The 24,600-nt window shown below is 64.1% G+C and carries 24 protein-coding genes and 1 riboswitch; of the genes, 8 read left to right on the top strand and 16 right to left on the bottom strand.

Translation table 11 applies throughout. The features are described 5' to 3' along the window. The first annotated feature begins 170 nt into the window (after nt 1-170). The 3 genes from DMX12_RS03805 (at nt 171) to DMX12_RS03795 (ending at nt 1,758) form a co-directional block, all read left to right on the top strand. Nucleotides 171-884, top strand: a complete 714-nt coding sequence (locus tag DMX12_RS03805) for an MgtC/SapB family protein (RefSeq protein WP_110676318.1) — start codon at nt 171-173, stop codon at nt 882-884. A gap of 107 nt (nt 885-991) precedes the next feature. After that, on the top strand, nt 992-1,492 hold the full coding sequence (locus tag DMX12_RS03800; protein ID WP_110676316.1) for a DUF4142 domain-containing protein: 501 nt from the start codon (nt 992-994) through the stop codon (nt 1,490-1,492). A 14-nt stretch (nt 1,493-1,506) separates the two neighbouring features. Then, nucleotides 1,507-1,758 (top strand): hypothetical protein, encoded by a 252-nt coding sequence (locus DMX12_RS03795; RefSeq protein WP_110676314.1) that lies wholly within the window; start codon nt 1,507-1,509, stop codon nt 1,756-1,758. A 98-nt stretch (nt 1,759-1,856) separates the two neighbouring features. On the opposite strand, the gene DMX12_RS29390 is transcribed toward DMX12_RS03795, so the two are convergent. After that, a complete protein-coding gene (locus DMX12_RS29390; protein WP_167524213.1) occupies nt 1,857-2,018 on the bottom strand; it encodes a DUF6021 family protein in 162 nt (53 codons plus the stop codon). A 55-nt stretch (nt 2,019-2,073) separates the two neighbouring features. After that, on the bottom strand, nt 2,074-3,060 hold the full coding sequence (locus tag DMX12_RS03790) for a DNA-binding protein (protein WP_110676312.1): 987 nt from the start codon (nt 3,058-3,060) through the stop codon (nt 2,074-2,076). Between the two features lie 252 nt (nt 3,061-3,312). Here DMX12_RS03790 and DMX12_RS03785 point away from each other — a divergent pair, with 252 nt between their 5' ends. Together DMX12_RS03785 and DMX12_RS03780 are read left to right on the top strand one after the other, a co-directional pair. Then, nucleotides 3,313-3,912 (top strand): transcriptional regulator, encoded by a 600-nt coding sequence (locus DMX12_RS03785; protein WP_110676310.1) that lies wholly within the window; start codon nt 3,313-3,315, stop codon nt 3,910-3,912. Nucleotides 3,913-4,038: 126 nt separating this feature from the next. Continuing rightward, nucleotides 4,039-5,040: a threonine/serine dehydratase gene (locus DMX12_RS03780; RefSeq protein ID WP_110676497.1), complete on the top strand. Its 1,002-nt coding sequence runs from the start codon at nt 4,039-4,041 to the stop codon at nt 5,038-5,040. A gap of 48 nt (nt 5,041-5,088) precedes the next feature. Here DMX12_RS03780 and codA read toward each other — a convergent pair whose 3' ends face one another. From codA to DMX12_RS03755, 5 genes are all read right to left on the bottom strand, one after another. Beyond that, a complete protein-coding gene (codA, locus tag DMX12_RS03775) occupies nt 5,089-6,327 on the bottom strand; it encodes a cytosine deaminase (protein WP_110676308.1) in 1,239 nt (412 codons plus the stop codon). Between the two features lie 4 nt (nt 6,328-6,331). Next, the gene (locus tag DMX12_RS03770) at nt 6,332-7,549 is read right to left on the bottom strand and encodes a PucR family transcriptional regulator (protein WP_110676306.1); all 1,218 of its coding nucleotides are present in this window, start codon (nt 7,547-7,549) and stop codon (nt 6,332-6,334) included. Continuing rightward, on the bottom strand, nt 7,546-8,808 hold the full coding sequence (gene codB, locus DMX12_RS03765; protein ID WP_110676304.1) for a cytosine permease: 1,263 nt from the start codon (nt 8,806-8,808) through the stop codon (nt 7,546-7,548). The genes DMX12_RS03770 and codB overlap by 4 nt, the downstream gene beginning before the upstream one ends. 236 nt (nt 8,809-9,044) lie before the next feature. Next, complete coding sequence (gene tenA, locus DMX12_RS03760; protein WP_054913734.1) at nt 9,045-9,704, bottom strand: thiaminase II; 660 nt, start codon at nt 9,702-9,704, stop codon at nt 9,045-9,047. Between the two features lie 2 nt (nt 9,705-9,706). After that, nucleotides 9,707-10,354, bottom strand: coding sequence for a TenA family protein (locus DMX12_RS03755; protein ID WP_110676494.1), 648 nt, complete (start codon nt 10,352-10,354; stop codon nt 9,707-9,709). 89 nt (nt 10,355-10,443) lie between these two features. Further along, nucleotides 10,444-10,558: riboswitch (TPP riboswitch) on the bottom strand. A gap of 106 nt (nt 10,559-10,664) precedes the next feature. On the opposite strand from DMX12_RS03755, the gene DMX12_RS03750 reads away from it, so the two are divergent. Further along, complete coding sequence (locus DMX12_RS03750) at nt 10,665-11,615, top strand: site-specific integrase (RefSeq protein ID WP_054904714.1); 951 nt, start codon at nt 10,665-10,667, stop codon at nt 11,613-11,615. Here the strand turns inward: DMX12_RS03750 and DMX12_RS03745 are convergent. Together DMX12_RS03745 and DMX12_RS03740 are read right to left on the bottom strand one after the other, a co-directional pair. Beyond that, nucleotides 11,605-12,747: a glycerate kinase gene (locus DMX12_RS03745; protein ID WP_110676302.1), complete on the bottom strand. Its 1,143-nt coding sequence runs from the start codon at nt 12,745-12,747 to the stop codon at nt 11,605-11,607. The two genes, DMX12_RS03750 and DMX12_RS03745, sit on opposite strands and share 11 nt — an antisense overlap. Before the next feature lie 217 nt (nt 12,748-12,964). Then, entirely contained in the window at nt 12,965-14,062 is a 1,098-nt protein-coding gene (locus DMX12_RS03740; protein ID WP_110676300.1) for a sugar diacid recognition domain-containing protein, read from the bottom strand. A gap of 163 nt (nt 14,063-14,225) precedes the next feature. On the opposite strand from DMX12_RS03740, the gene DMX12_RS03735 reads away from it, so the two are divergent. Together DMX12_RS03735 and DMX12_RS03730 are read left to right on the top strand one after the other, a co-directional pair. Continuing rightward, nucleotides 14,226-15,554 carry an MFS transporter gene (locus DMX12_RS03735; protein WP_110676298.1) on the top strand — a complete coding sequence of 443 codons (1,329 nt, stop codon included), beginning with the start codon at nt 14,226-14,228 and terminating at the stop codon, nt 15,552-15,554. Between the two features lie 174 nt (nt 15,555-15,728). Next, nucleotides 15,729-17,249, top strand: coding sequence for an FAD-dependent oxidoreductase (locus tag DMX12_RS03730; RefSeq protein WP_110676296.1), 1,521 nt, complete (start codon nt 15,729-15,731; stop codon nt 17,247-17,249). Nucleotides 17,250-17,276: 27 nt separating this feature from the next. Here the strand turns inward: DMX12_RS03730 and DMX12_RS03725 are convergent, their stop codons facing one another. From DMX12_RS03725 to DMX12_RS03695, 7 genes are all read right to left on the bottom strand, one after another. Then, nucleotides 17,277-17,978, bottom strand: a complete 702-nt coding sequence (locus DMX12_RS03725) for a TraX family protein (RefSeq protein WP_110676294.1) — start codon at nt 17,976-17,978, stop codon at nt 17,277-17,279. Nucleotides 17,979-17,981: 3 nt separating this feature from the next. Further along, nucleotides 17,982-19,055, bottom strand: a complete 1,074-nt coding sequence (locus DMX12_RS03720; RefSeq protein ID WP_110676293.1) for a metal-dependent hydrolase — start codon at nt 19,053-19,055, stop codon at nt 17,982-17,984. Between the two features lie 102 nt (nt 19,056-19,157). After that, nucleotides 19,158-19,919 (bottom strand): 1,6-dihydroxycyclohexa-2,4-diene-1-carboxylate dehydrogenase, encoded by a 762-nt coding sequence (locus tag DMX12_RS03715; protein ID WP_110676291.1) that lies wholly within the window; start codon nt 19,917-19,919, stop codon nt 19,158-19,160. A gap of 146 nt (nt 19,920-20,065) precedes the next feature. Then, nucleotides 20,066-21,076: a benzoate 1,2-dioxygenase electron transfer component BenC gene (gene benC / locus DMX12_RS03710; protein WP_110676289.1), complete on the bottom strand. Its 1,011-nt coding sequence runs from the start codon at nt 21,074-21,076 to the stop codon at nt 20,066-20,068. Nucleotides 21,077-21,148: 72 nt separating this feature from the next. After that, nucleotides 21,149-21,634 (bottom strand): benzoate 1,2-dioxygenase small subunit, encoded by a 486-nt coding sequence (gene benB, locus DMX12_RS03705; protein ID WP_110676287.1) that lies wholly within the window; start codon nt 21,632-21,634, stop codon nt 21,149-21,151. Next, nucleotides 21,631-22,989 (bottom strand): benzoate 1,2-dioxygenase large subunit, encoded by a 1,359-nt coding sequence (gene benA / locus DMX12_RS03700; protein WP_110676285.1) that lies wholly within the window; start codon nt 22,987-22,989, stop codon nt 21,631-21,633. Before benA ends, benB begins: the two co-directional genes overlap by 4 nt. A 221-nt stretch (nt 22,990-23,210) precedes the next feature. Then, nucleotides 23,211-24,167: an AraC family transcriptional regulator gene (locus DMX12_RS03695; protein ID WP_110676283.1), complete on the bottom strand. Its 957-nt coding sequence runs from the start codon at nt 24,165-24,167 to the stop codon at nt 23,211-23,213. Nucleotides 24,168-24,600: the final 433 nt, after the last annotated feature.

Below are 24,600 nucleotides of genomic sequence, written 5' to 3'. Positions count from 1 at the left end.
CGCGCTAGCCCGGCAGTGTCCTGCACTGTCTGGCCAGCCTGGCAAGACGGTGGTTTCGTGTAACCCCCGCTTCACCTCCCTCCCCCCGTGGTCCTGCGCATCTTTCTGGTTTTTCAACCGCGCCCAGTGAAGGCGCTCATGCGGGCCTGTGCCCGTGGAAGAGGTGAGCTATGGATTGGAACGTTTTTCTGCTGCGCGTCAGTGTCGCGTTGCTGCTAGGGGCGCTGATCGGCGCCGAACGCCAGTTGCGCCAGCGCCTGACCGGGCTGCGCACCAATGCACTGGTCAGTACCGGGGCCTGCCTGTTCGTGCTGATGACCCAGGCAGTGCCCGGCATGGCCGCTGCCGATGCCTCACGCGTTGCCGCTTATGTGGTCTCGGGCATTGGTTTTCTCGGCGGCGGGGTGATCATGCGCGACGGCTTCAATGTGCGCGGCCTGAATACCGCCGCCACCCTGTGGTGCACGGCAGCGGTCGGTGTCCTGTGCAGCCTGGGGATGTTGCTGGAGGCCGCGCTGGGCAGCCTGGTGGTGCTGTGCGCGAACATCCTGCTGCGCGACATCGCCCAACGCCTTGACCGCCAGGGCGTGGTGCCCGCCAGCGAGCACGAACAGCATTTCGAAGTGCGCATCGTCTGCCGCGCCGAGGACGAGATCCAGGTGCGCAGCCTGATGCTGCACAGCCTGGCCGAACCGCAGCTACGCCTGCAGTCGCTGCAAAGTGCCGACCTGGACAACCCGGCCAGGCTTGAGGTGCGTGCAGAGCTGTTGGGCACCGCCCAGGCACCGGCGCAGTTGGAGCGCCTGGTCAGCCGGGTCAGCCTGGAAAAGGGCGTGAGTTCGGTGCGTTGGCAACTCCAGCAACAGGTGCTGGCCGTGGATTGAGCGCCACCGGGTTCGCTGCCGGTGATGAAAAAGATTAAACCTTTGCCCTGCCCGGCCCCTCAACCGTACGCGACACTGAGGTCGCGCCAAGGTTTAAGGAGTGAAGCATGAGCAGTATTTTCATCAAGCGTGTCGGGTTATCGATGGTGCTGGGTCTGGTATCGGCCCACACGCTGGCAGCCAGCTCCAATGATTTCGTCGATGCAGCGGTCGAATCCGGCATCGCCGAAGTGGTTACCGGCAACCTGGCCCAGGAAAAAAGCCAGAACGCAGAGATCAAGACCTTCGCCCAGCAAATGGTCACCGACCATACCCAGGCCAATCAGAAGCTCGGCGACATCGCCCGTAAACTGGATATTTCGGTACCCGACGACGCGGCGATGACCGACAAGGTCAAGAAGATGATCCTGGAATGGCGTGACGAGTCGTTCGACAAGTCTTACCTCAACAACCAGGTCGATGCGCACGAGAAAGCGGTCGAGCTGTTCAAGAAAGAAGCTGCGTCCTCCGATAAGGCTGAGCTGAAGGCCTTCGCCAGCGAAACCCTGCCCAAGCTGGAACAGCACCTGGAGCACGCCAAGGCACTACAGGCCAAACACGCCAAGTGAACGTGAGGTTCGACATGAGTAACGATGCACTGAAAAGCGAAGTACTCACCCGTCTGCTGCATGCTCACCCACAGGGGCTGGGCAAGGAAGTGCTGGACAACTATCGTGGCGAGAAGGCCGTTGCAGGCATGCTCAAGACCCTGCAGGACGACGGCCTGATTCATGATGGCAGCGTGGTGGTCAGCAGTGACCACCAAATCAGCCTCCAGTACCCCATCAAGCTGTCGGCGGCCGGTGTGGACGCCGCCAGGCGGGCCGAGGGCTAAGCGCTGGCAAACCGGGGATTTGCGCCGACTGGTCTCACAGGCCGGGCAAATCCCTCGGTAAACCCGCCAGCCCATTTCGCTCAGCTGGCGGGCATTCCCTATTTCTTCTCCACATCCCTGGGTGGTTTGGCGGGGCCCTGCGGGTCAACCTGCGGATCGTCGAGGTCCGGCGAATCCGGGTCGAAACCCAGGTCACTCTGCTTGTCCGCCTGCTCCGACGAGTGGGGCCCCTGTTTGTGCGGTGGTTGTTTATCAGGCATAGCGCTATCTCCTTGAGGTGTTTAGGGAAGAAAGCGCTGCCACGAAAAAGTTTGATCAACCTGCTGCTTCGGCCACCCGAGCCCGACACTGCGCCAACGCCTCGTCACGCTCGCGCAGTTGTTCCTCGAAGTGTTTCAACTGCCGTGCTTGCTCGGCACACAGCTCGCGCCGCTGTTCAAGACTCTGTGCCTGGGTCTCCAATTGCCGGCGCATTTCCTCACTGGCGCCCTGCGCCTGCGCCAGGATCGTGCGCAAACCCTGGATCTGCGCATCACGTTGCTCCAGCAATTCCCCCTGCGCCCGGCATTCGCTGGCCACTTGGCGGTGCTCACCGAGCAAGCGCTCGTTATCGCGGTGCAGGCGGGTCAGTTCGTCCCGCTTGACGATCATGCCCTGCTGCAATTGGCGCACTTCCACCTGCAACTGCTGCAATTGCGCCTCGTGCCGGCGTTGTTCCTGCTCGCGCTGCTCACGGCTGGCGCTGCGGTAATGCTCGAGGGCGTCGCGGGCATGGCGGTGCTTGTCTTCCAGTGACTGGATCTGTTCGTCCTTGTCTGCCAGGCGCAGCTGCAGTTCGCCCAGCGACTGGTTGAGGCTCGCACTGCGTAGCTGTTCGGCCTGCAACGTACTTTGCGTGGACAGCAGCCGCTCGGATTCGGCAGCCAGTGCCGCGGCATCGATCTGGTGCTGCTGATGCGCTGCGGCCAGGGCTTGCTGCGCGCTTTCGAGCTGCGCCTGCAGCTGTTCACGCTGCTGGGTAAACGTGCTTTCGGCCTGCTCGATGGACAGATCGGCCTCGTCCTGCAACTGGGTCGCCAACTGCCCAACCATGCGGGCCAGCACCTCACTCAATGCAACGCCACCTTCCGCGGCAACCGGCTGCTGGCCGTTCAGCTCCTTGAGGTAGCGGTGAATGGTGGTCTTCGAGCCGGTATTGCCCAGTTCGATACGAATGGCATCGATGCTGGGGTTTTCGCCCCGGGCTATAAGCGCCTGGCGTGCCTGCTGCACCACCACCTTGTTTATGCCGCCCCGGGCCATGAGTGCTCCTACAATTTCGTACTGTGTTATGTAGCATGTAATTACGTACTGATTATGCCAATAACGGCCTTGGTCAGTAAAGGTTTTCTGACATGGACTAATCACGGCTTATCGCATGTGAGGGGTGAATTTGTGGGTTTGGTAGTGCTGGCAGCGGTACGAAGCTCTGCAACCACCCGCCTTGTGTCCCAGGCGCTTTGCCGCCACCATGAACGTCCGGTTCCTGCCCCTGCGAAAAAGCACCCGAAACACATGACCCTGGATAACTACAAGGCAATTGCCGACAGCATCGCGCTGTTGCTGTACCCGCACGCGGAAGTCATCGTCCACGACCTGCGCAGCCAGACAGTGGTGCACATCGCCAACAACTTCTCCCAACGCACCTTGGGTGACGACTCGGCGATCGATCATGAACTGGGCGACTTGCTCCAGGGCACGAACCTTGGCCCTTACGAGAAACTCAACTGGAACGGCCAGAAGGTCCGTTCGATCAGCACCGTGTTGCGCAATGCCCAGGGCGAAGCCGAGCACCTGATGTGCATCAACCTGAACGTGTCGGTACTGGAGCAGGCCCGTGTTGCGCTGGATGCGTTTTTCCAGATGAGCCGGCTGGTGCCGCAACCGGACGCGTTGTTCCGCAATGACTGGCAGGAACGCATCAACACTTTCCTGCATGGCTGGCTGCAGGCGCGCAACCTGTCACTGCAAACGCTGCGCATGAAGGACAAGCGCAGCCTGGTGCAGGCGCTGCATGCCGAGGGCGCGTTCCAAGGCCGCAGTAGCGTGGACTATGTGGCCAACGTACTGAGCATGGGGCGCGCGACCGTGTACAAGTACCTGAAAGAGCTCTAGGCCCTTTAAACCCGCTATCGCTGGCTTGCCGGGATGAGCACCGCGACGCATGTGCACGCCTGCTTGTCTCGAATAGAATAAACGTCTACGGTAGACGGATATTCCATTTCTATGCAGGTTTACAGCATGGCAGCCACTCCCGCTCTTGCGCCCATTATCGATGCCACCCAGTTGGATGTGCTTTTTCGGTCCATAAAGGATGCCCATGCGGCACTGCGCCCTGCCGTCAGTGTGACGCCACTGACCCGCAGCGCCCGCCTCTCGGAGCAGACCGGTTGCGATGTGCTGCTTAAATGCGAACACTTGCAGCACACCGGTTCGTTCAAGTTTCGCGGCGCCAGCAACAAGATCCGCCTGCTGCCAACCCAACAGCGGGCTGCCGGGGTGATCGCCGCGTCTTCGGGCAACCACGGGCAGGCCTTGGCAATGGCCGGCAACGCCGCTGGGGTGCCGGTGACGGTGTACAGCGCCGCTTCAGCGTCGGCCTACAAGCTGGCAGCGATGCGTGCCTTGGGCGCCGAAGTCATCTGCCTGCCCAGCGACCCATTGGGTGCAGAACTGGAGGCCGCCAGGCAAGCGCGGCTGCGGGGTGTGCCGTTCGTATCGCCGTACAACGACCTGCAGGTCATCGCAGGCCAAGGCACCCTCGCAATGGAGTTGTTCGAGCAGGCACCCGACTTGTACGCGGTATTCGTCGCGGTGGGCGGCGGCGGGCTGATTGCCGGTATCGGCGCCGCCCTGCGCGTGCTCAAGCCGGGCACCGAGATCATTGGTTGCTGGCCCGAAAATGACCCCGCACTGGCGCGCTCGCTACAGGCGGGTGAGATCATCGAAGTGCAGGCGCGCGAAACCCTTTCCGACGGCACCGCCGGTGGCATCGAGCCAGGTGCTGTCAGCTTCCCGCTGTGCCAGGCGCTGGTCACCGGGACGGTACTGGTCAGCGAGGACGAAATCCGCGCGGCGATGCGCGACATTGCCCGCCACGAGCGCTGGATCATCGAAGGCGCTGCGGCAGTTGCCGTCGCCGGCATGCAGAAACTGGCCAGGCAGTACCAAGGCAAGCGGGTTGCGGTGGTCCTGTGTGGCCGCAACATTGTCCTGGACAAGTTCCTCGAAGCGGTCGGGTGACAGCTGACGCCAGGGCCCGGCATAGCGCCGGGCCCCAAACTCAACCGCTCAGAGCAGGCGCTGCACCTGGGCAGGCGTACGCTGCATCAGCACCTTGCCATGGCGCACCGAGACCAGCGCATGCCCTTGGCTGCGCACCATCTCGTAGTCATCGGGTGCCGACAGCAGCAGCAGGTTGGCTGGGCGCCCCACCTCGATGCCATAGTGCTCGCCAAGGTTCAAGGTGCGGGCGCTGTTGTCCGTGATCAGGTCCAGGCAACGCTGCAAGTCTTCGTAGCCGAGCATGTGGCAGATGTGCAGCCCGGCCTCGAGAATGCGCAGGATGTTGCCGTTGCCCAGCGGGTACCACGGGTCCACGATGGAGTCCTGGCCAAAGCACACGTTCATGCCGGCGCGGTCGATCTCGGCTACCCGGGTAACCCCACGGCGCTTGGGGTAGTTGTCGAAGCGCCCTTGCAAGTGGATGCTTTCGGTTGGGCAGGACACGAAGTTGATGCCCGACAGCTTCAACAGGCGGAACAGCTTGTAGCAGTAAGCGTTGTCATACGAACCCATCGCCACGGTATGGCTGGCGGTGACCCGGGCGCCCATGCCACGTACCCGCGCTTCCTCGGCCAGAACTTCAAGAAAACGTGACTGCGGGTCGTCGGTTTCGTCGCAGTGCACGTCTACCAGGCAGCCGCTGCGCTCGGCCAGGTCCATCAGGAATTTTATCGACGACACGCCCTGGTCGCGGGTGTTCTCGAAATGCGGAATGCCCCCCACCACGTCGGCACCAATGGCCACCGCTTCGGTCATCAATGCCCTGCCGTTGGCATACGACTCTATGCCTTCCTGCGGAAACGCGACGATCTGCAGGCCGACCAGCCCGCGGACTTCGTCGCGTACCTCGACCATGGCCTTGAGCGCGGTAAGCGTCGGGTCGGTGACATCGACATGCGTGCGCACATGCTGGATACCGTGGTCCACCAGCATGCCAATGGTTTTCTTCGCGCGGGCCTTGATGTCATCGTGGGTGGTGAACTGCTTGCGCTCGGCCCAGCACTCGATGCCCTCGAACAGCGTACCGCTCATGTTCCACCTCGGCTCACCGGCCGTCAGCGTGGCGTCAAGGTGGATGTGCGGCTCGACAAAGGGCGCTACCACCAGGTTCTGTGCAGCGTCCAGGTCGCCGGGCGCCTGCGCCACTGCATTGGCCTGCGGCACGATTGCGCTGATGCGCTCGCCAGCAAGTTCAATGCGGAACAAGCCGGGTTTGCCGCGCAGCCGGGCGTTGATGATGTTCATGCGGTTACTCCTTGCCGTGGGCTTCGCTCATGCGCCATACCAACATGGCGACCGAAGCATTCATGCGAAAAAGCGGGTCGTCGATCGACTGCCCGCTCAGTTGTTCGATGCGCTGTATGCGCTGATTGACAGTGTTACGGTGCAGGCCCAGGCGCTGGGCGGCTTTGAGGCTGTTGCCATTTTCCATGAGCAAGGCGTCGAGGGTGTGGACCAATGCAGTGGCTTGCTTACGCCCTGGTGCCAGCAGCGGGCCAAGGGTACGGCTGACGAAATCGTCGATCAGCGAGCGGTCGACGATGCCCTGTAGCAAGCGCAGCACGCCCAGCTCACTGAAATTGCAGTAACCACTGGCCGGGCGCAGGTGCCGGGCCACATCCAGTGCCTGGCGCGCTTCATTCAAGGCCTGGCGGTAGTGTGCACAGTCTTCGGCAAGGCTGGAAAGCCCCATGTACAGGCTCAACTCGCCGGCCACCCCTTGCAATTGCCGGTACAACCCGGCCAATCGTTCCGGCAGGTCTTGCGTGTCGGCCAGCAACACCACGAACAGGTCACCGGGCAGGTGCGCCGTGACGCTGCCCGGCTGCTGCCGGCACCAGGCTTGCAGTTGGTCCTCCAGGGCCTGGCGGGTGTGCTGCCAGCGCCGCTCGCCGAGCGTCAGCCCCAACCGCTCGAACAGCTCATCGACCCCGGCCAGGCGCAAGGCCAGCAGCCGGCGCGGCTCATCCAGCGCCAATTGCAGGTGCGCAGCCCGCTGCCGGGCAATCGCCAGGCTTGGGTAATCGCCACTGAGCAGTTGGCCGAGGATGTCGTTGCGCGAGCGGCGAACCTGGGTCATCTGCACCAGCGCAGTACCGATCAAGTGGGTGACCACCACCATTTTCAGGGCGTAAGGCTGTTCGATCAGTGGCAAACCCAGCTGCTCGGCACGGGCAATCACTGCAGGCGCAATGTGCTGGATGAAACTGCCGCCGGTGAGGATTACCAGCCCGGCAATGCCGACGGCGTCGCCGTCTTCGACCAGCGCAAGCAGGTTGGCCTCACCCCGTGGGTGGTTGATCCCGGTGACGAACACCAGCTCGCCGCCCATCACCCATTCGGCGATACCTTCGTTTTCTGCCACATAAGGCCAGCGTACCCGCCGTTGCAGGTTGCGCGCCCCGGCGCGCACGCTCATCTCGTGCAGGCCGGGCAGCTGCAGGATTTCTTCCAGCGCCAGGCTCACGGTTCGACGCCCGCCTGGGCCGCTGCGCGGCGCCCGCCCAGCTCGAGCACGACGATGTAGCACAGCGCCGAGGCGCCGATACCCACCAGCGGTGCCACCCAAGGCGACGCGTAGGCCAGTACGGCGCCAACGGCGTAGGCCAACAGCCCGACCAGGTTGTAGCGGGGCAGCGTTGCAGTGCGCAGCGCCGGGTATTTGCCACGGTGGCGGTACCAGAAATCGGCCATGATCACCCCACCCACCGGCGGAATGATCGAACCCAGCAACACCAGGAACGGGATCAGCATCTCGTACATCCCACCCATGGCCAGCACGATACCCACAGCGGCCGCCAACAGGGTCGCCGTGCGCCGCCGCTCGCTGCGCAGCAGGTGGCACGCGGCAGCCGAAACGTTGTAGATGGTCGGCCCCTGGATGGTCCACAGGTTCAGGCACAGCATGACCACTGCGGCAAAGGACAAGCCCTGCAGCATCATCACTTCGACGATATCGGCCTGCTGGTAGACCATGGCGCACCAGGCGCCTGCCACCACCATCAGGCCGTTGCCCAGCAGGAACGCGACCACACTGGCGCTCACCGCTACCCGCCCGCTGCGCGACAGGCGTGTCCAGTTGGTCGCCTGGGTGGCGCCGCTGGCAAAGGTGCCGAACACCATGGTCACTGCCGCGGAAAACGTCATGGTCTCATGCGGTACTACCGCCGCCAGGCCGGCGAACCCACCGGCATCCCGGGTGGCGATGTACATCGACACCAACAGCAGCACGAACATCAGTGGCACCGAAACCCGGGCCAGCACATCCAGCCCCTTGAAACCGAGGATGGCGGTGATGCTGAAGCCCAGGCCGAACAGCACCATCAACGGCAGGCTGAAACCCTCTGCCAGGCCAAGCAGCTTGACCAGCACGATCGCCACCGTGGCGGTGCCCCAGGCGTACCAGCCCAGTTCGGCGAAGCCCAGCAGGAAGTCGGACAGCCGGCTGCCTGCCTCCCCGAAACAGAAACGCCCCATCAACACCGTGTTCAGGCCGCTACGCGAGGCAATGAAGGCCAACGCGGCGGCATACAGCGCAAGCAAGCTGTTACCGAGGGTGGCGACCCATAGCATGTCGGCGAAACTGAACGCCATGCCCAGTTTGCCGCCGGCAAACATGGTGCCGGTGAAGAAGGTGAAACTGAACAGGACCATGGTGATCGGCAGCAGGCCCTTGCGGGCTGATGGCGGCGCTTCGCTGAGTGGAAATTCGCTGGGTGAGCTCATTGCACGGGGCTCCAGGTTGTAGTTGGGAGCAGCTGGAGCAAGATGCGGGCCGCTTTTTGCGGCCGCCAAACAGCGAAAAAACCGGGCATGCAGCCCATTGGTGAATGTGCACAGTGACCAGTAAAGCCGGGTTTTAGCCCGGTGAAAGTGTGCGGCTCGACTTCTTTTGAGGCATTCATGCACCAAAGCGGTTCCGGGCTGAGTAGTAACCACCCAGCCCGACACCGCACGCAACGTTATGCCGCCCCGTCCAGCCCCATCTGCCAGAAATCCGCTTCCAGGCTGGAGGCCTGGGCGAAAATGGCTGCCAGTTCGGCAAAACGCTGCTCGGTCATGCTGCGTGCTGCCAGCTCGTCGAGGTGCCGGCGAGCTGCGGCAGCCACGCCCTGGTAGGCTGCACCCGCGTACTCGCCAATCCACTCGCGGTACGGGTGGCCGCTCAAGTCGCCAATCTGCTCGGCCAGGGCGCGGCCGATTTCGGCATAGCCGACCACGCAGGGGGCCAGTGCCACCTGCAGCTCCAGCAGGTCCCCGGCAGCGCCGCAGTCCAGCACGTAACGGGTATAGGCCACGGTGGCCTGATGCTCTGGCGCCGCTTCAATGTCGGCCTGGCTCAACCCCCAGCGCGCGCACAGCCGCAGGTGCAGCTCGGTTTCATCGAGAATGGCCGCCAGCGTGGTCTGTGCGGCACGAATGTCCGCCGGGCGTCGGCTTTTGTAGGCAGCCAGCGCCCAGGCCCGGGCAAACTGGACCAGGAACAGGTAGTCCTGCACCAGGTAGGTACGAAACGCTTGCTCGCTCAACGTGCCCGCGCCCATCTGCTGCACGAAGTCATGCGTGACATAGCGGGCCCAGGGGCGGTTGGCGGCGGTTTTCAGGCGCTCGAAGATATCCATGCTCACTGGCCCTCCGGGTAGATGGCATCGAAGAAGGCCAGCTCCAGTGCCACGGTGCGTTGGTAGAAGTCACTGGCCAGCGCCGCCGCCTGCGGGCCTACCCGGTCCAGTTCGGCCTGCAGGAAGGCAACGAAGTCCCGGAAGGCCGGGTTGTCATGCAGCGTGATCCATTCGGCATGGACAAAGTTGGCCGGCAAGGGCTTGGGCGCCTTCAACGCCCAGTCCAGGTACAGGCCCTCGGCAACGTTGAGCACCGCCAGCGCCGCCGCGTAGGAACGGGTGGCGGCCGCTTCGCGCATGATCGCCTTGAAACCGGCGGTGGGTGCGGTATCGGCGGGTTCGCGGCGTTGCGCCGGGCTGACATCCAGCGCCTCGAACGCGCGCAGGAAATAGGTGTTCTCGTCGCTGCAGATCATGCCGGCAAAGCGGCCGAAGCGCAGCCGGGCCTCGAAGGTATCGGCGGTGGCGATGGCGGCACCGAGCAAGGTCAGGAAGCTGTCGAGAAAGCGGTGGTCCTGCACCAGGTAGTCGATCATGATCGGCGCCGGCAGGCTGCCGTCACACAGTTGGGTCACGAAACGGTGGCCAACGGCGGCCGACCAGGTCGGGTCGCTATGGCGGCGCAGGGTCTGGCTGAAGCGTTCGGTCATGGTGCTGTCCTTGTGGGGGGATGGCAGCGAGACCTTGGCACTGGGCATGGACGAGCCTCGCATGTGAGGCCGGCAAAAAGGCAGGTAACGACACGTATCGAGCCCATCCCTTCGCCGGCATGATCCGGATCAGGTTCGAAGGGTCACCGCGCTGCGATGCTCAGCGGTTTCTCAGCCCGTTGCCGGGCTCCCCTTGGTCGCGCTCAGGTATACCGCAGCGTGCCGCTGCTGTACAGCGCGCCCGATCACACCCGGGACAGCCGGGTGATTTAGGTTTATCGTGTAGCCGTCCTCCACCGCCGCTTGCACCATGACCGATATCGAACGCTACCTGCGCGCCGCCACCCGCGACAACACTCGGCGTAGCTATCAGGCTGCCGTCGAACATTTCGAAAGCCACTGGGGCGGCTTCCTGCCGGCCACCGCCGAGAGCATCGCCCGTTACCTGGCCGAGCATGCCGACCAGCATGCCGTCAGCACCCTGCGCCAACGGCTGGCCGCGCTGAGCCAGTGGCACGTTGCCCAAGGCTTTCCCGACCCCACCAAGGCCCCCCTGGTGCGCCAGGTGCTGCGCGGCATTCGTAGCTTGCACCCGGCCCCGCCCAAGCAGGCTGCCCCGCTGCTGCTGCAGCACCTGCAAACGGCGGTCGCCTGTTTCGAAGAGGAAGCCCGCCAGGCCCGTGAGAATCACGACTTGGCCGCCTTGCGCCGCGCACGGCGCGATAGCGCGCTGCTGTTGCTGGGCTTTTGGCGGGGTTTTCGTGGCGATGAGCTGGCGCGCCTGCGCGTGGAGCATGTCCAGGCCGAAGCGGGTGTCGGCATCACCCTGTTCCTGCCACGCAGCAAGGGTGACCGCGAAGCGCTGGGGGTGCAGCACCGCACCCCCGCGCTCAAGGCCCTGTGCCCGGTCACGGCCTACCTGCAATGGCTGGAGGTTGCCGGCATTGCCCACGGGCCGGTGTTTCGCAAGCTCGACCGTTGGGGCAACCTGGGCGACAGCGCGCTCAACAGCAACAGCCTGGTGGGGCTGCTAAGGCGCATGCTGGCACGCGCCGGGGTTCCGGCAGCCTTGTACACCGGCCACTCGCTGCGGCGCGGTTTCGCCACCTGGGCCACCGCCAATGGTTGGGAGTTGAAAGCGTTGATGAGCTATGTGGGCTGGAAAGACGCCAAGTCGGCGCTGCGCTACATCGATGCGGCACAACGCTTCGGCGAACTGGCCGCCCTACCCGCCGGCCATGAGCAGGTGCTCATTCCCTGACGGCTGCGCAGCGCCACAGGCGGGCGATGTCACAGGCCCGCGCCTGCAGCAGCTCAGCGGCATCGGCACACGCCTGCTCCAGGCTCATTGGCCCACTGCTCAGGGCAAAGGCCGCATCCACGCCGTGCGCATACAACTGCTGGTAGCCCTCACCCAAGGTACCGGCCAGTACCACCACCGGTACCCCGTGGCGCTTGGCGACCCTGGCCACGCCCATTGGCGTCTTGCCGCGCAAGGTCTGTGCATCGAAGCGCCCCTCGCCCGTCACCACCAGATCAGCACCTTGCACCAGGGCATCGAGCCCGGCCAGCTCCGCCACCACCTCTACCCCGGGGCGGAACTGCGCGCCCATGAATGCCCGCGCGGCGAAACCCATGCCACCGGCGGCGCCACAACCTGGGTAGTCACGCACATCCTCACCCAGCAACTGCGCACAGTGGTCGGCAAAATGCCCCAGCGCCTGGTCCAGCGCCTGCACCTGCTGCGGGTTGGCGCCCTTCTGCGGGCCGAAGATCGCCGATGCACCATTGGCCCCGCACAGCGGGTTGTCGACGTCGGCCGCTACCTCGAACTGTACCTCAGCCAGGCGTGGGTCGAGATCGCTGGCATCGATATGCGCCAACTGCGCCAAAGTCAGCCCCCCTTCCTCCAGCGCCTGCCCCTGGGCATCCAGCAGGCGCAGGCCCAACGCACGCAACATGCCGCTACCGGCGTCATTGGTGGCACTGCCGCCAATGGCCAGCACCACGCGCTGTGCGCCGGCAGCCAACGCGGCGGCAATCAGCTCGCCGGTACCCCAGGTGCTGCTGCGGCAGGCATCGCGCTGCCCGGTTGGGACCAGCTGCAGGCCACTGGCCTGGGCCATTTCGATGATTGCCGTGCGGCTGTGCGGCAACCAGCCCCAGCCGGCTTCCACGCTCTGCCCCAGCGGCCCGCGCACGGTCTGGCGGCGCAGCTCGCCGTCGCTGGCGGCAAGGATCGCGTCCATGGTGCCTTCGCCACCATCGGCCATCGGGCATTCGACCACCTGCACACCCGGGCAACCCTCACGCAAGCCGGCGGCGATGGCGCGCGCAACCCCGGCAGCATCAAGGCTGTCCTTGAACGAGTCGGGGGCAATGACGATCTTCATGGGGATTCTCCTGTCCTGATGGCGGCATGCTGACAGCTGTGCGCCCAGGCGGCCTCGGTCAAATGCACAAAACCCTGGGTGGGTTGTTTGGGCGGATGCCTTTGGCCTGTGGCGGCCCTATCGCCGGCAAGCCGGCTCCCACAGGAATGAGTGCTCCCTCAGGCCTGTATCTGTGGGAGCCGGCTTGCCGGCGATAGGGCCGCAACAGAGAAATGCTTCAGTTTGCAGGCAACAGCTGCAACCCCAGGTACAAGCTCAGCATGCCTTCCATCCGCAGCGGGTCGACCTCGCCCAACTCGGCAATGCGCTCCAGCCGGTAGCGCAGGCTGTTGCGATGAATGCCCAAGGCATCGGCACAGGCCTGGCTCTGGCCGTCATGGGCACACCAGGCCCGCAGGGTGGTCAGCAACTGGCCGCTGCTGTCCTTGATGCGTATACGCTGCAACGGTTCCAGCAGTTCATCCAGTGCGTCATCATTGCGGTGGCGCCACAGCAGCGCCGGCAGCCGGTAGCGCTGCAGGCTGAGTAGGCGTTCGCCAGGCAATACCTCACGGCCATAAGCCAGCAAGTCACGCACCCGACGGTAACCCCGGCGCAACTGCTCCAGGCTCTGCGCGGCGCTGCCCAGGGCTAGCCGTTCCACTTCCCAGCCATGCCGTTGCAGGCGTTCCAGCAGGCGCGGCTCATCCAGTGCGACACCCGCCGGGCGGCACCACAGCAACGACTGCCGCGCCGGGCTGACGCACCAGCTGTCGGGGTAACGGCTGATCAACCACGCTGCCAGTGCCTCGGCGGCCGGCCCCGAGGCCAGTTCGAACAAGCACGGCACGCGCGGCAGCTGTGGCTTCAGGCCCAGTTGCCGGGCTTCGTCGAGCAACCGCGGGGAATCACCGCTGCCGCCAAGCAGCAACGCCAGCAGGTCGTCACAGCGCTGCCGCCGCCACTGCTGGTCGGCCTGCAAATGGCGCTGGGCCAGCAGCATTTCGGCGGTCATGCGCACCAGTTCACCGTAGGTTCGCACGTGCTGCGGGTCGCCGGTCAGGCCCAGCACGCCCATCAACCTGCCGTCGAGCATCAACGGCAGGTTGACCCCAGGCTGCACGCCCTTCAGGCATTTGGCCGCGTCAGTGTCCAATTCGACGATCCGGCCGTTGGCAAGCACCAACTGGGCGCCTTCATGGCGGGTGTTGATGCGTTCCGGCTCGCCGCTGCCCAGGATCAACCCCTGGCTGTCCATGACATTGACGTTGCACGGCAGAATGGCCATTGCCCGGTCAACGATATCCTGTGCCAGGTCATGGTCGAGTTCGAACATTGCACGGTCCTTAGGGTGTTAGGCTTTTGGGCTCGGGCACAGCAGCCCGCGCCCGGCACTGTGCAAAAGCACAAAGACAGGCACGCCGCAGTCCCCGAGACTCGTCAGGGCGAGCGCCGGCACAGGCGACGCGGCGATAACCATAACAACAGAGAATCCGATCATGGCACACAGCCCAGCCCCTGACCAAGGCACGGACACCACCCGCAACGCGCTGTACCGGCGCGTCACCCTGCGGCTGATTCCGTTCATTTTCATCTGCTACCTGTTCAACTACCTGGACCGCGTCAACGTCGGCTTTGCCAAGCTGCAGATGCTCGACGCGCTGAAGTTCAGCGAAACCGTGTACGGCCTTGGCGCCGGCATCTTCTTCATCGGCTATGTATTGTGCGGCCTGCCCAGCAACCTGGCGCTCAACCGCTTCGGCCCTCGGCGCTGGATCGCGCTGATGATGATCGCCTGGGGCAGTTTGTCCACTTGCCTGCTGTTCGTCACCACCCCGACCGAGTTCTATACCTTGCGCCTGCTCACTGGGGCGGCCGAAGCTGGCTTCTTCCCGGGTGTGGTGTTGTACCTTTCGCGCTGGTTCCCGGCAGCCAGACGCGGGCGCATCATGGCCCTGTTCATGTCGGCTATCCCGGTTTCGGGCCTGCTGGGCGGGCCGTTCTCCGGCTGGATCCTTGAACATTTCGCCGCCGGCCAGCATGGCCTGGCCGGCTGGCAATGGATGTTCCTGATCCAGGGCTTGCCGACCGTGGCCCTGGGCATTCTGGCAGTGTTCCTGCTCAGTGACGGTTACGAGAAGGCTGCCTGGTTGAGCGCGGGCGAACGCCAGCTGATCGCCGCAGACTTGGCGGCCGATGCTGCCAGCAAGCCTGCCACTGCCGGCGACAGTGTACTGGCGGTACTGACCAACCCGCTGATCTGGACCTTTGGTTTCGTCTATTTCTGTATCCAGAGCGGTGTCTACGCCATCAACTTCTGGTTGCCGTCGATCATCAAGGGCATGGGCTTCGACAACCCGCTGCTGATCGGCTGGCTCAGCGCCATTCCGTACTTGTTGGCCGGGGTGTTCATGATTCTCTGCGGGCGCTCGGCCGATTTGCGCAACGAACGCCGCTGGCATCTGGTGGTGCCGATGCTCATGGGCGCCGTGGGCTTGCTGATCGCAGTCAACTTCGCCGCCAACCCGGCCATCGCCATCCTTGGCCTGTCCATCGCCACCATGGGCGCGCTCACTGGTCTGCCGATGTTCTGGCCGATGCCCACGGCGCTGCTCAGCGCCAGTGCCGCCGTGGCTGGCCTGGCGATCATCAACTCGGTCGGCCAGATGGCCGGCTTCCTCAGCCCGTACCTGGTGGGGTTCATCAAGGACCAGACTGGGTCCACCGATGCCGCCCTGTATTCGTTGGCGGCACTGATCGTGCTCGGTAGCCTGGTGGCGCTGCGCGTGACCAGGGCCGGTGCACTGAGTGCTGCCCGGGCCAATTGAGTCCAGCGGCGAGCCAGCCCGCTGCCAGACCACGCCAGCATAGTGATGCAACGGGCGTGTTCTAGTGGCAGCGGGCCTGGCCCGCTACCACCGGAACACCGGTCGTCAGCCCAACGCATCCCCTTCCCACCTCAGGCGTCAAAGGGTTCCAAAGGCCCCCTTTGGAGAACCCTCATGACCCAGTACGCCGTGGCCCGCCTGGCACAACTCGACGAGCACCGCCCGTTGCGCGTTCAGGCCGGCAGCGAAGAGATCATCCTCGTTCGCCAAGGCCAGCAGGTACGCGCCTATCAGGCCAATTGCCCGCACGCCGGCGCGCCGCTCGACGAGGGTGTGGTGTGCGCCGGGCTACTGGTCTGCCCGTGGCACAAAGCCGCGTTTGCCGTCGACGACGGCGCAGTCTGCGAACCGCCGGCACTTGCCGACCTGCGCCGCTACCAGGTGTGGCTCAAGGGCGATCAGGTGTGGGTAGATGACCAGCCCCTGGCTGCCGTCGAGCCGCCCAGGCACAGCGATGCCCGCTGCTTTGTGGTGGTGGGTGCCGGGGCCGCGGGCAGCGCTGCGGTGGCCGCCCTGCTCAGACAAGGTTTTGCCGGCCGGCTGGTGTGGATAGACCAGGAGCGTCAGCCCGCCTATGACCGGACCTCGCTGAGCAAATTCGTGATCGCCGGGCAGATGCCCCCCAACGAAGTACCCGCCTTGCTCGACGCCGATGCCTTGCGCCAGGGCCAACTGGAGCGCAAGCACGGCAAGGTGCGCAGCGTTGACAGTCAGCACCGCCAAATCACTTTGGCTGACGGCCAGTCGATCGCGTATGACGCTTGCCTGCTTGCCACCGGCGGTAAGCCCGTGCGCCCGCAACTGGCCGGTATCGATCTGCCTGGGGTGTTCACCCTGCGTTCCCGCGACGATGCTGAGCGCGTGCTCGATGCGGCCGAGCCCGGCCAGCCGGTGGTCATTGTGGGCGACGGCTTCATCGGCCTGGAGGCCGCTTCGGCCCTGCAGGCGTACGGCGCGCGGGTGCATGTGGTAGCCCGCCACGAGATCCCCCTGGCTCGACAGCTGGGTGAGCGCATTGGCCGTTGCCTGCGCACGCTGCATGAGGCTCAAGGGGTGACTTTTCACGGCCCCACCGAGGTCAAGCTGATCGAAGGCCAGGGGCAGGTCGAGGCCGTGGTACTGGCCAACGGCGAGCGCCTGCAAACAGCCTTGGTCGTGCTGGGAACCGGCGTCAGCCCCGCGACCGCGTTTCTGCACGGGGTTCCCCTTGGGGAAGACAAATCGGTGAGGGTCGACGCCGACATGCGTGCTGCCCCCGGCCTATGGGCGGCAGGGGACATCGCCACATTCCCGCTTGCCGGGCGCCCGGTGCGCATCGAGCACTGGCGCCTGGCGCAGCAACAGGGGGTGATCGCAGCGGCCAACATGCTCGGCGAGCAACGCCGCTACGCCGACGTGCCGTTCTTCTGGACCTACCAGCACGGGGTCACCTTCGAGGTGCTGGGGCACGCACAGGACTGGAACCGCATCGAGTTCGTCGGCGGGCCGGAAACAGGTGACTTCATTGCCCTGCAGTGTGTGAACGAGCAGGTCGAGGCAGTGATTGCCAGGGGGTATTCCGACGCCATGGCGGCGCTGTCGCAGCGTATGAAACAGCCGTTGACCCTGCAACAGGCCCTGATGCTGATCGGCTGAAGGGGCTTGGGTAGGCCCGCCCTTCGATCACAGGCTCAGGACAGCACCTTTAATTACCAGCAGATGCACTGGATAAAACAGATAGCCCCAGCGCCCCACTGCCGGCACCCGCCAATCATCATGGCGCAACAGCACTAAGCCAAGCGCAAGCGCCGAGGCCGCGCTCAGCAGTGTGAGCAGGGTGATCGGTGCCAGCAAATGCGCCTGCAACCAGCTATTGGTCAGGTTGCCGCCCATGGCCAGCAGGCAAGGTAACACCCAGGCCGCGCCGCCCTGCCGGCGCGCCATCAGGCAGGCGCCTGGCAGCAATACCCCGGGCACCCCATACATCAACTGCCCACTGAACAAAAAACCTGCCAGCCCGGCCGCCAAACCCAGCAAACGCAGCGACAGCAACGGGTGATGCACACCCCAGGCCACCAGCAACCCCAATACCAGCGTCGGCATCACGTTCAATGTCTGCGAGCCGCCATCCAGCCAGCGATATGCAGGTTCCGACAGCACCGCGAACAGCAGCATCAGCCCCAGGTAGCGCACATTGCCAATGGTATTGAAAGCTCCTGCCCTGGCCCGCTGCACATTCACTGAAATGGCCAGGCAAAACAACGGGAACGCCAGCCTACCCACCACGAACAGGCCATCGGCTGTGGGCCAGAGAAAGCGCAGGTGATCGGCGACCATGGTCGCCATGGCGGTCCATTTGACCAGGTCCAGCCCCGCCGAGCGCAACCCTCAGCGCTCGCGTTCGGCAGGGCTGAGGCCCAGGTAGCGCTCGGTCCACAGGGCCAACGGCAGCGGTGGTTGCTGCTCCAAGACACGCCGCCAGATCAGCACCAGGTCGCGCCTGTTGAACATCGACCCGGGCCCGGTTTGGAAAGCCGCTGGCACATCGACCACCCACTGCCCCTGGCTGTCCCGGTGGGCCATGCGGAAACGGAAGCTGTAGTTGCCCGGGATACCCATGCGCAAGTCCGTGACCACCAGCACGTCGCCGACCTGGTCGTAACGCAACCAGTCATCGGTGAACCAGCGCAAACGCTGATACAGCTCATCGGTGGCCAACACCTGCGCCAACTGCGTGTTGCGCGGCAAGCGCTGCATTTCTGGCGCCTGCCGGTCGAAGGCGCTGCTGATGCCCTCGTAATAGTCACCCCCGGGCGTTTTTGCCAACACTCGCCAGACCAGGCTGTTGAAGGCAATGGGCACGGCCCGCAATTCAGTGGTGACGATACCTTGCTGGTCCAGTGCGGCCTGGAAGCGCTGCTCGGCGGCCATGCGCCCGGCAAGGCCGAAACCGAGGTACGCCGTGCTGAACACCAGTGCCAGGGTCAGCAGCCGCGTGGCCCTGGCAGTCACTCCGCGCACGGCCGCGTAGATAACGGCGGCCACCAGGGGCAAGGTATACACCGGGTCGATGATGAACACCGCAGCCCAGCTTTGCGGTGTGACTGGCAGAGGCAAGAACAACTGGGTGCCATAGACCGTGAAGGCATCGAGCAATGGGTGGGTGATCAGCACCAGCCAGAACGCCAGGAACAGCCTGTTCAAGGTATAGCCTTTGTCGGGCCAGCACTTGTTGACCAGCCAGGCCAGCAGCAAGGCCAGCCCGGTGAGCACGAACAGCGAGTGGGAGAAGCCGCGGTGGTAAGTCATCTGCGACACCGGGTCGGCGTAGCGGATGATCACGTCGAGGTCTGGCAGCGTGCCCAACGCCGCGCCATACAACAGCGCGCGGCGGCCTTGCAGGCGGCCCAGCACGGCACCCTGCAGGGCGGCGCCGAGTACAGCTTGGGTAATCGAGTCCAAGGGAGCATTCCTGGCAGGTGGTGACGGGAAACTACCCTTAACCTGGGCCGCTAGGCAATTCCCCGCCTTGTTGCCAGATGCAACGCCGCAAGACCGGGCGGTTCAGCCGAGGTCGCCGCCCCCCACCGGCAGGGTCACCCCGGTGATGTATGACGCTTCATCGCTGGCCAGGAACAGAATTGCCCCGACTTGCTCGTCGATGCTGCCGTAGCGGTGCATCAGGCTGCTGTCGAGGGTCTGGTCGACAATTTGCTGGTACCAGCGCCTCTCCTGCTCGGTTTGCTCGGCGGTGTTGCGCGGTACCCGCCGCGGCGGCGCTTCGGTGCCACCCGGCGCGGTGGCGTTGACGCGGATGCCACGGCCAGCGGTTTCGAAGGCCAGGCAAGCAGTCAGCGCATTGACCCCACCCTTGGCCGCACCATACGGCACCCGGTTCACGCCCCGGGTGGCGACCGACGAAACGTTGACAATGACCCCACTGCCGCGTTCGAGCATGTACGGCAGTGCGGCGTGGCAGCACCACAGGGTGGGGAACAGCGAGCGGCGCACTTCGGCTTCTATCTCTTCGGCCGCGTAGTGCTCGAAAGGCTTGGCCCAAATGGTACCGCCCACATTGTTGACCAGTATGTCGAGGCGGCTGAACGTTGCTACTGCGCTGGCCATGACCCGGACGCAGTCGGCGTGCCGTTCAAGGTCGGCGGTCAGGGTCAGCACCCCCTCGCCGGCCAGTTCGTGGACCAGTTCGGAGCGGTCTACCGCCACCACTTGCGCCCCCTCGGCCTTGAGCCGCCAACACACGCCACGACCAATGCCTTGGGCGGCGCCGGTGACCAGGGCGACCTTGCCTTGGAATCTGTTGTTCATGTTCAAATCTCCGCTTCCCCGCGGTCCCCGTAGGAGCGGGTTTACCCGCGAATGCGTCCGACCAGGCAACGTTGCTGTACCTGCTGGCCTCTTCGCGGGTAAACCCGCTCCTACAGGGGGCGGTGTCATGCTCGGGGTAAAGGTAATCAGGCCGCCGCCGCGAATTTTTCGTAGTAGAAGTTGGCCGGGGTAATGCCCTGCTCACGCACGTACTGGCTGACCGCTTCGACCATCGGCGGTGGCCCGCACAGGTACACATCCACATCGCCATCGTTGAGGTGGCCCGGCTCGATGTGCTGGGTCACGTAGCCCTTGTGCGGGTATTGGCTGTCCGGGTTGACCACGCAGGCGCTGTAGGTGAAGTTGGGGATGCGTGCAGCCAGTGCTTGCAGGCGGTCGAGCTCGACCAGGTCGAAGTCGTTGGTCACGCCATAGATCAGGTGCAGCGGGTGTTCACTGCCCTGCTCGGCGATCTTTTCCAGCATCGCGGTGAATGGCGCCAGGCCGGTACCGCCGGCCAGCAGCAACAGCGGGCGCCGAATCGGGCGCAGGTAGAAGCTGCCCAACGGCCCGGTCAGGCTCATGCTGTCGCCGGCCTTGGCCAGGTTGGTCAGGAAGCTGCTCATCAGGCCGCCCGGCACGTTGCGGATCAGAAAGCTGACTTCGCCGTCCTTCTGCAACGAGCTGAACGAGTAGGCGCGGCTCTGCTCGCTGCCCGGCACCTTCAGGTTCACGTACTGCCCTGGCAGGAACGCCAGGCGGCTCAGCGCTTCGCCCTTGATCGACAGGGCAATGGTGCTGGCCGACAATTGGCGCACATCGCTGATGGCCGCCTCGAAACTGCCCTGTTCGGTCTTGCACAGCTGCGACGACGCCGGAATACGAATCACGCAGTCGCTTTCGGCGCGCATCTGGCAGGTCAGCACGAAGCCTTCGGCGATTTCGTCTTCGCTCAAGGCATCTTCGATAAAGTTGTCGCCCAGGTCGTAACGCCCGGACTCGGCCTTGCACTTGCAGGTGCCGCAGGCGCCGTCGCGACAGTCGAGCGGGATATTCATGCCCTGGCGATAGGCAGCGTCGGCCACGGTCTCGTGGCCCGTGGCCTCAATGAAACGGGTGACCCCGTCTTCGAAATTCAGTGCGATCTGGTAGCTCATGTTGCACCTCGCGGGCGAGCCGACCCACGGCGCGTCGCAAAACGCACCGGGCAGTGCTCGCAAAACCCTGTATCAGATGTGGTAGATGTCGATGACCTGGCGCACATAGTCGTTCTTCAGCACGACCTTTTTCGCCTTGATCAGCGGCTGCTCGCCGCGCAGGTCGAGGGTGTAGAAACTGGTGCCGAAGTAACTGTCGGTGGTCTTGTAGCGGAAGCTCAGCGTGTGCCAGTTGAAGCGCACCTTGCAGCTGCCCTCGCCCTGTTCCACGATCTCGATGTTGCTGATGTTGTGCGAGGTGCGGGTATCAGGCACGGTCGCACTGGAGCGCTCGGTCTTGATGCGGAATATGCGGTCTTCCAGGCCACCACGGTTGCCGTACCAGATCAGCGAGATTTCGCTTTGTGGGTCTTCGGTCAGGCTGTCGTCATCGTCCCAGCTCGGCATCCAGAAGCTGGCGTCGCTGGCGTACAGTTCCAGCCACTGGTCCCACTTGGCATCGTCCAGGTACCGCGCCTCGCGGTAAAGGAAATCGCGCACGGTTTCATGCAGGCTCATTGCACGGCCTCCACGGGGATCAAGTGTTGTTCGTCCTTGAGGGCGCGGACCATGGTGGCCTGCCAATACTTGTGCTGCAGCACGAAAAGGCCTTCGTCCTCGGTGCGCACGCCAGACAGTAGCGGCTGCAGTTCGATCTCTTTGGCCGCCGCATCGGCGCCTTCCACCCAGTGCGCCGCACCGCGGGACATGTCGTTCCAGCCAGTACCGCGGCCATAGCCAGTCTGGCACGAGCGGAACTCTTCCAGGTCGTCCGGGGTGGCCATGCCGCTGACGTTGAAGAAGTCTTCGTACTGGCGGATACGCTTGGCCCGCGCCTCCGCGCTCTCGCCTTTCGGCGCGATGCAATAGATGGTGATTTCGGTCTTGTTCACCGAAATCGGCCGGGCAACGCGGATCTGCGAGCTGAACTGGTCCATCAGGTACACGTTCGGGTACAGGCACAGGTTGCGCGAGTTCTCGATCATCCAGTCGGCCCGGGCCTGGCCGAAGTCGGCCGCCAACTGCTCACGGCGCTCGTAGGCCGGGCGGTCCTCGGGGTTGGCCCAGCGGGTCCACAGCAGCAGGTGGCCGTGCTCGAAGGAATAGAAGCCACCGCCCTGCTTGGCCCAGGCGCCAGCGCTCATGGTCTTGATCGCGTCACCGGCCTCGCGCTGCTTGCGCTGGTTCTGGGTGGCAGCGTAGTTCCAGTGCACGGAGCTGACGTGGTAGCCGTCGGCACCGTTTTCGGCAGTGAGCTTCCAGTTGCCTTCATAAATGTACGAGCTGGCACCGCGCAGCACTTCCAGACCCTCCGGCGACTGGTCGACGATCATGTCGATGATCTTCGCCGACTCGCCCAGGTGCTCGACCAGCGGCTTGACGTCGGCATTCAGGCTGCCGAACAGGAAGCCGCGGTACGACTCGAAGCGCGCCACCTTGGTCAGGTCGTGGGAGCCCTCGCAGTTGAAGCTGTCGGGGTAGCCGGCATTGCTCGGGTCTTTCACCTTGAGCAGCTTGCCGCTGTTGTTGAAGGTCCAGCCGTGGAACGGGCAGGTGTAGCTGGAACGGTTGCCGCGCTTGTGCCGGCAGAGCATGGCACCGCGGTGGCTGCAGGCGTTGAGGAAGGCATTGAGCTCACCGTCCTTGTTGCGCGCGATGAAGATCGGCTGGCGCCCCATGGTCAGGGTGAGGAAGTCGTTGTTCTCGGAGACCTGGCTTTCGTGGGCCAGGTAAATCCAGTTGCCCTCGAAGATGTGTTTCATCTCCAGGTCGAACAGGCGAGGGTCAGTGAACATCTCGCGCTTGCAGCGGTAGATGCCCTTTTCACGGTCGTCCTCGAGCATGGCATCGAGGTAGTCGAATCCCAGGGACATGGCCAGGGTCTCCCTTGTTATTGTTTAGACCTGGACAGGTTAGGGATTGGTATGGGGCGGCAATATCCGGTTTGTGCGGGGTGCTATCCGTTTTGTGCAGGTGGATGTGAAAGGTTCAAGGGCCTCTTCGCGGGCACGCCCGCTCCCACAGGTACTGTGTATCCCTCAAAGGTCAGGAATTCCTGTGGGAGCGGGCGCGCCCGCGAAGAGGCCGGTGTGGTTCAGCGCCGTTTGCGCAATGTTTCCGAAGGCAACTCGCCAAACTGCTGCCGATACACCTCGGAGAACCGCCCCAGGTGCAGAAAGCCATAGTCCATGGCCAGTTCGGTCACACTGCGTACCGAACAACTGGCATCGCTCAGGCAGGCATGCACCTGCTCCAGCTTGCGCTGGCGTATATAGTGCTTCGGCGTGGTCTGCAAGTGCCGTTCAAACAAGGCATACAACGAACGCAGGCTCATGCACGCCTGCTCTGCCAGTGCTTCGGCGGTCAGTTCAACTTTCAGGTTACGGTCGATGTGGTCGATGATCCGCTCAAGGCTCGCGCCCGGCGAGCCCAGGCTCTCGCGGCGGAGATTGGTGTTCATCAGGGTCAGCAGCTTGCTGGCGACGATCTGGCTGTAATGGCCCTGCACCCGCGGCAGCGAATCGCTCACCTCCGCCTCATGGCAAACCATTGCCAGCAGGTTGACGAAGCCATCCAGTTCATCCAGCCGATAATGGTTACGCAAAAAGCGCACGCCGCCGTCGGGGCGGTGCCAGCGCTGTTCATCGCAGATTGAATCGAGCAAACGCGCAGGCACCTTGAGAATGAATTTTTCGCAGTCTTGCGAATAGGTCAGGTCAACCGGGTCGTCAGGGTTGATCAGCAGCAGTTCGCCCGGTACCAGATGCTGCTCACCCTTGTGTCCGCGCCACAGGCAGTTGCCGTTAAGCAGCACCTGCAGGTGGTAGATGGTTTCCAGGGCTGGCGAGGTCACCCGCACGCTGCCGCCGTAGCTGATGCGGCACAGATCGAGTTCGGCGAATTTGCGATGGCTGAGGCTGGCCTGGGGGTGGGTGGTGCGCGACAGGCCGATGCAATGCTGGCCGACATGCTGGTTGACATAATCGGACACAGCATACGGGTCGGCGTGGTGAAACACGCTACTGCGCTCGCTCAGCAGGCGGTTTTCCATAGGCAAGGCACTCGGCATCGTTATTGTTCTGGTCGCCGCTTCCTACGGCCTTGTGGGGCTGTGGTTGCGGTCGTCACGGTCATTCTATCGGGCCGGTTGCAGGTCGCGGGGGCAGGCGACAGCCGGTGGATGAGCACACTTAAGCAAAAAGGCGGGGGTTGGGCAATGCGGCGTTGGGATTGGGTGGGCGGATAGCGGACACGCCAAGTTTGGTTGGTGTTCGGTAATCGAACTCATTTTGCAGGTCTGGCCGTATCGCCGGCAAGCCAGCTCCCACCTCGACCGCATGGGCCTCAAGCCCTGTGGCTGGCAAGGGTAGCCGGAGCATCTTCAGCGCCTGTGAGATCGAGCGCCGCCCGCGCGGCGCAATCGCGAGCTGCGCTCGCTCCTACGTTTGTTTCGGGCCAGTAACGCCTGTGACAGGCGCGCGCGG

The organism is Pseudomonas sp. MB-090624 (genome assembly GCF_003205245.1).
GTDB lineage: Bacteria > Pseudomonadota > Gammaproteobacteria > Pseudomonadales > Pseudomonadaceae > Aquipseudomonas > Aquipseudomonas juntendi.
Note: the sequence above shows the minus strand (reverse complement) of the source record. Positions and strands in the feature narration are given on the sequence as shown.

Coding starts and splice junctions, on each gene's coding strand:
- DMX12_RS03805 (WP_110676318.1), top strand. CDS start 171: ATGGATTGGAACGTTTTTCTGCTGCGCGTCAGTGTCGCGTTGCTGCTA.
- DMX12_RS03800 (WP_110676316.1), top strand. CDS start 992: ATGAGCAGTATTTTCATCAAGCGTGTCGGGTTATCGATGGTGCTGGGT.
- DMX12_RS03795 (WP_110676314.1), top strand. CDS start 1,507: ATGAGTAACGATGCACTGAAAAGCGAAGTACTCACCCGTCTGCTGCAT.
- DMX12_RS29390 (WP_167524213.1), bottom strand. CDS start 2,018: ATGCCTGATAAACAACCACCGCACAAACAGGGGCCCCACTCGTCGGAG.
- DMX12_RS03790 (WP_110676312.1), bottom strand. CDS start 3,060: ATGGCCCGGGGCGGCATAAACAAGGTGGTGGTGCAGCAGGCACGCCAG.
- DMX12_RS03785 (WP_110676310.1), top strand. CDS start 3,313: ATGACCCTGGATAACTACAAGGCAATTGCCGACAGCATCGCGCTGTTG.
- DMX12_RS03780 (WP_110676497.1), top strand. CDS start 4,039: ATGGCAGCCACTCCCGCTCTTGCGCCCATTATCGATGCCACCCAGTTG.
- codA (WP_110676308.1), bottom strand. CDS start 6,327: ATGAACATCATCAACGCCCGGCTGCGCGGCAAACCCGGCTTGTTCCGC.
- codB (WP_110676304.1), bottom strand. CDS start 8,808: ATGAGCTCACCCAGCGAATTTCCACTCAGCGAAGCGCCGCCATCAGCC.
- tenA (WP_054913734.1), bottom strand. CDS start 9,704: ATGGATATCTTCGAGCGCCTGAAAACCGCCGCCAACCGCCCCTGGGCC.
- DMX12_RS03755 (WP_110676494.1), bottom strand. CDS start 10,354: ATGACCGAACGCTTCAGCCAGACCCTGCGCCGCCATAGCGACCCGACC.
- DMX12_RS03750 (WP_054904714.1), top strand. CDS start 10,665: ATGACCGATATCGAACGCTACCTGCGCGCCGCCACCCGCGACAACACT.
- DMX12_RS03745 (WP_110676302.1), bottom strand. CDS start 12,747: ATGAAGATCGTCATTGCCCCCGACTCGTTCAAGGACAGCCTTGATGCT.
- DMX12_RS03740 (WP_110676300.1), bottom strand. CDS start 14,062: ATGTTCGAACTCGACCATGACCTGGCACAGGATATCGTTGACCGGGCA.
- DMX12_RS03735 (WP_110676298.1), top strand. CDS start 14,226: ATGGCACACAGCCCAGCCCCTGACCAAGGCACGGACACCACCCGCAAC.
- DMX12_RS03730 (WP_110676296.1), top strand. CDS start 15,729: ATGACCCAGTACGCCGTGGCCCGCCTGGCACAACTCGACGAGCACCGC.
- DMX12_RS03715 (WP_110676291.1), bottom strand. CDS start 19,919: ATGAACAACAGATTCCAAGGCAAGGTCGCCCTGGTCACCGGCGCCGCC.
- benC (WP_110676289.1), bottom strand. CDS start 21,076: ATGAGCTACCAGATCGCACTGAATTTCGAAGACGGGGTCACCCGTTTC.
- benB (WP_110676287.1), bottom strand. CDS start 21,634: ATGAGCCTGCATGAAACCGTGCGCGATTTCCTTTACCGCGAGGCGCGG.
- benA (WP_110676285.1), bottom strand. CDS start 22,989: ATGTCCCTGGGATTCGACTACCTCGATGCCATGCTCGAGGACGACCGT.
- DMX12_RS03695 (WP_110676283.1), bottom strand. CDS start 24,167: ATGGAAAACCGCCTGCTGAGCGAGCGCAGTAGCGTGTTTCACCACGCC.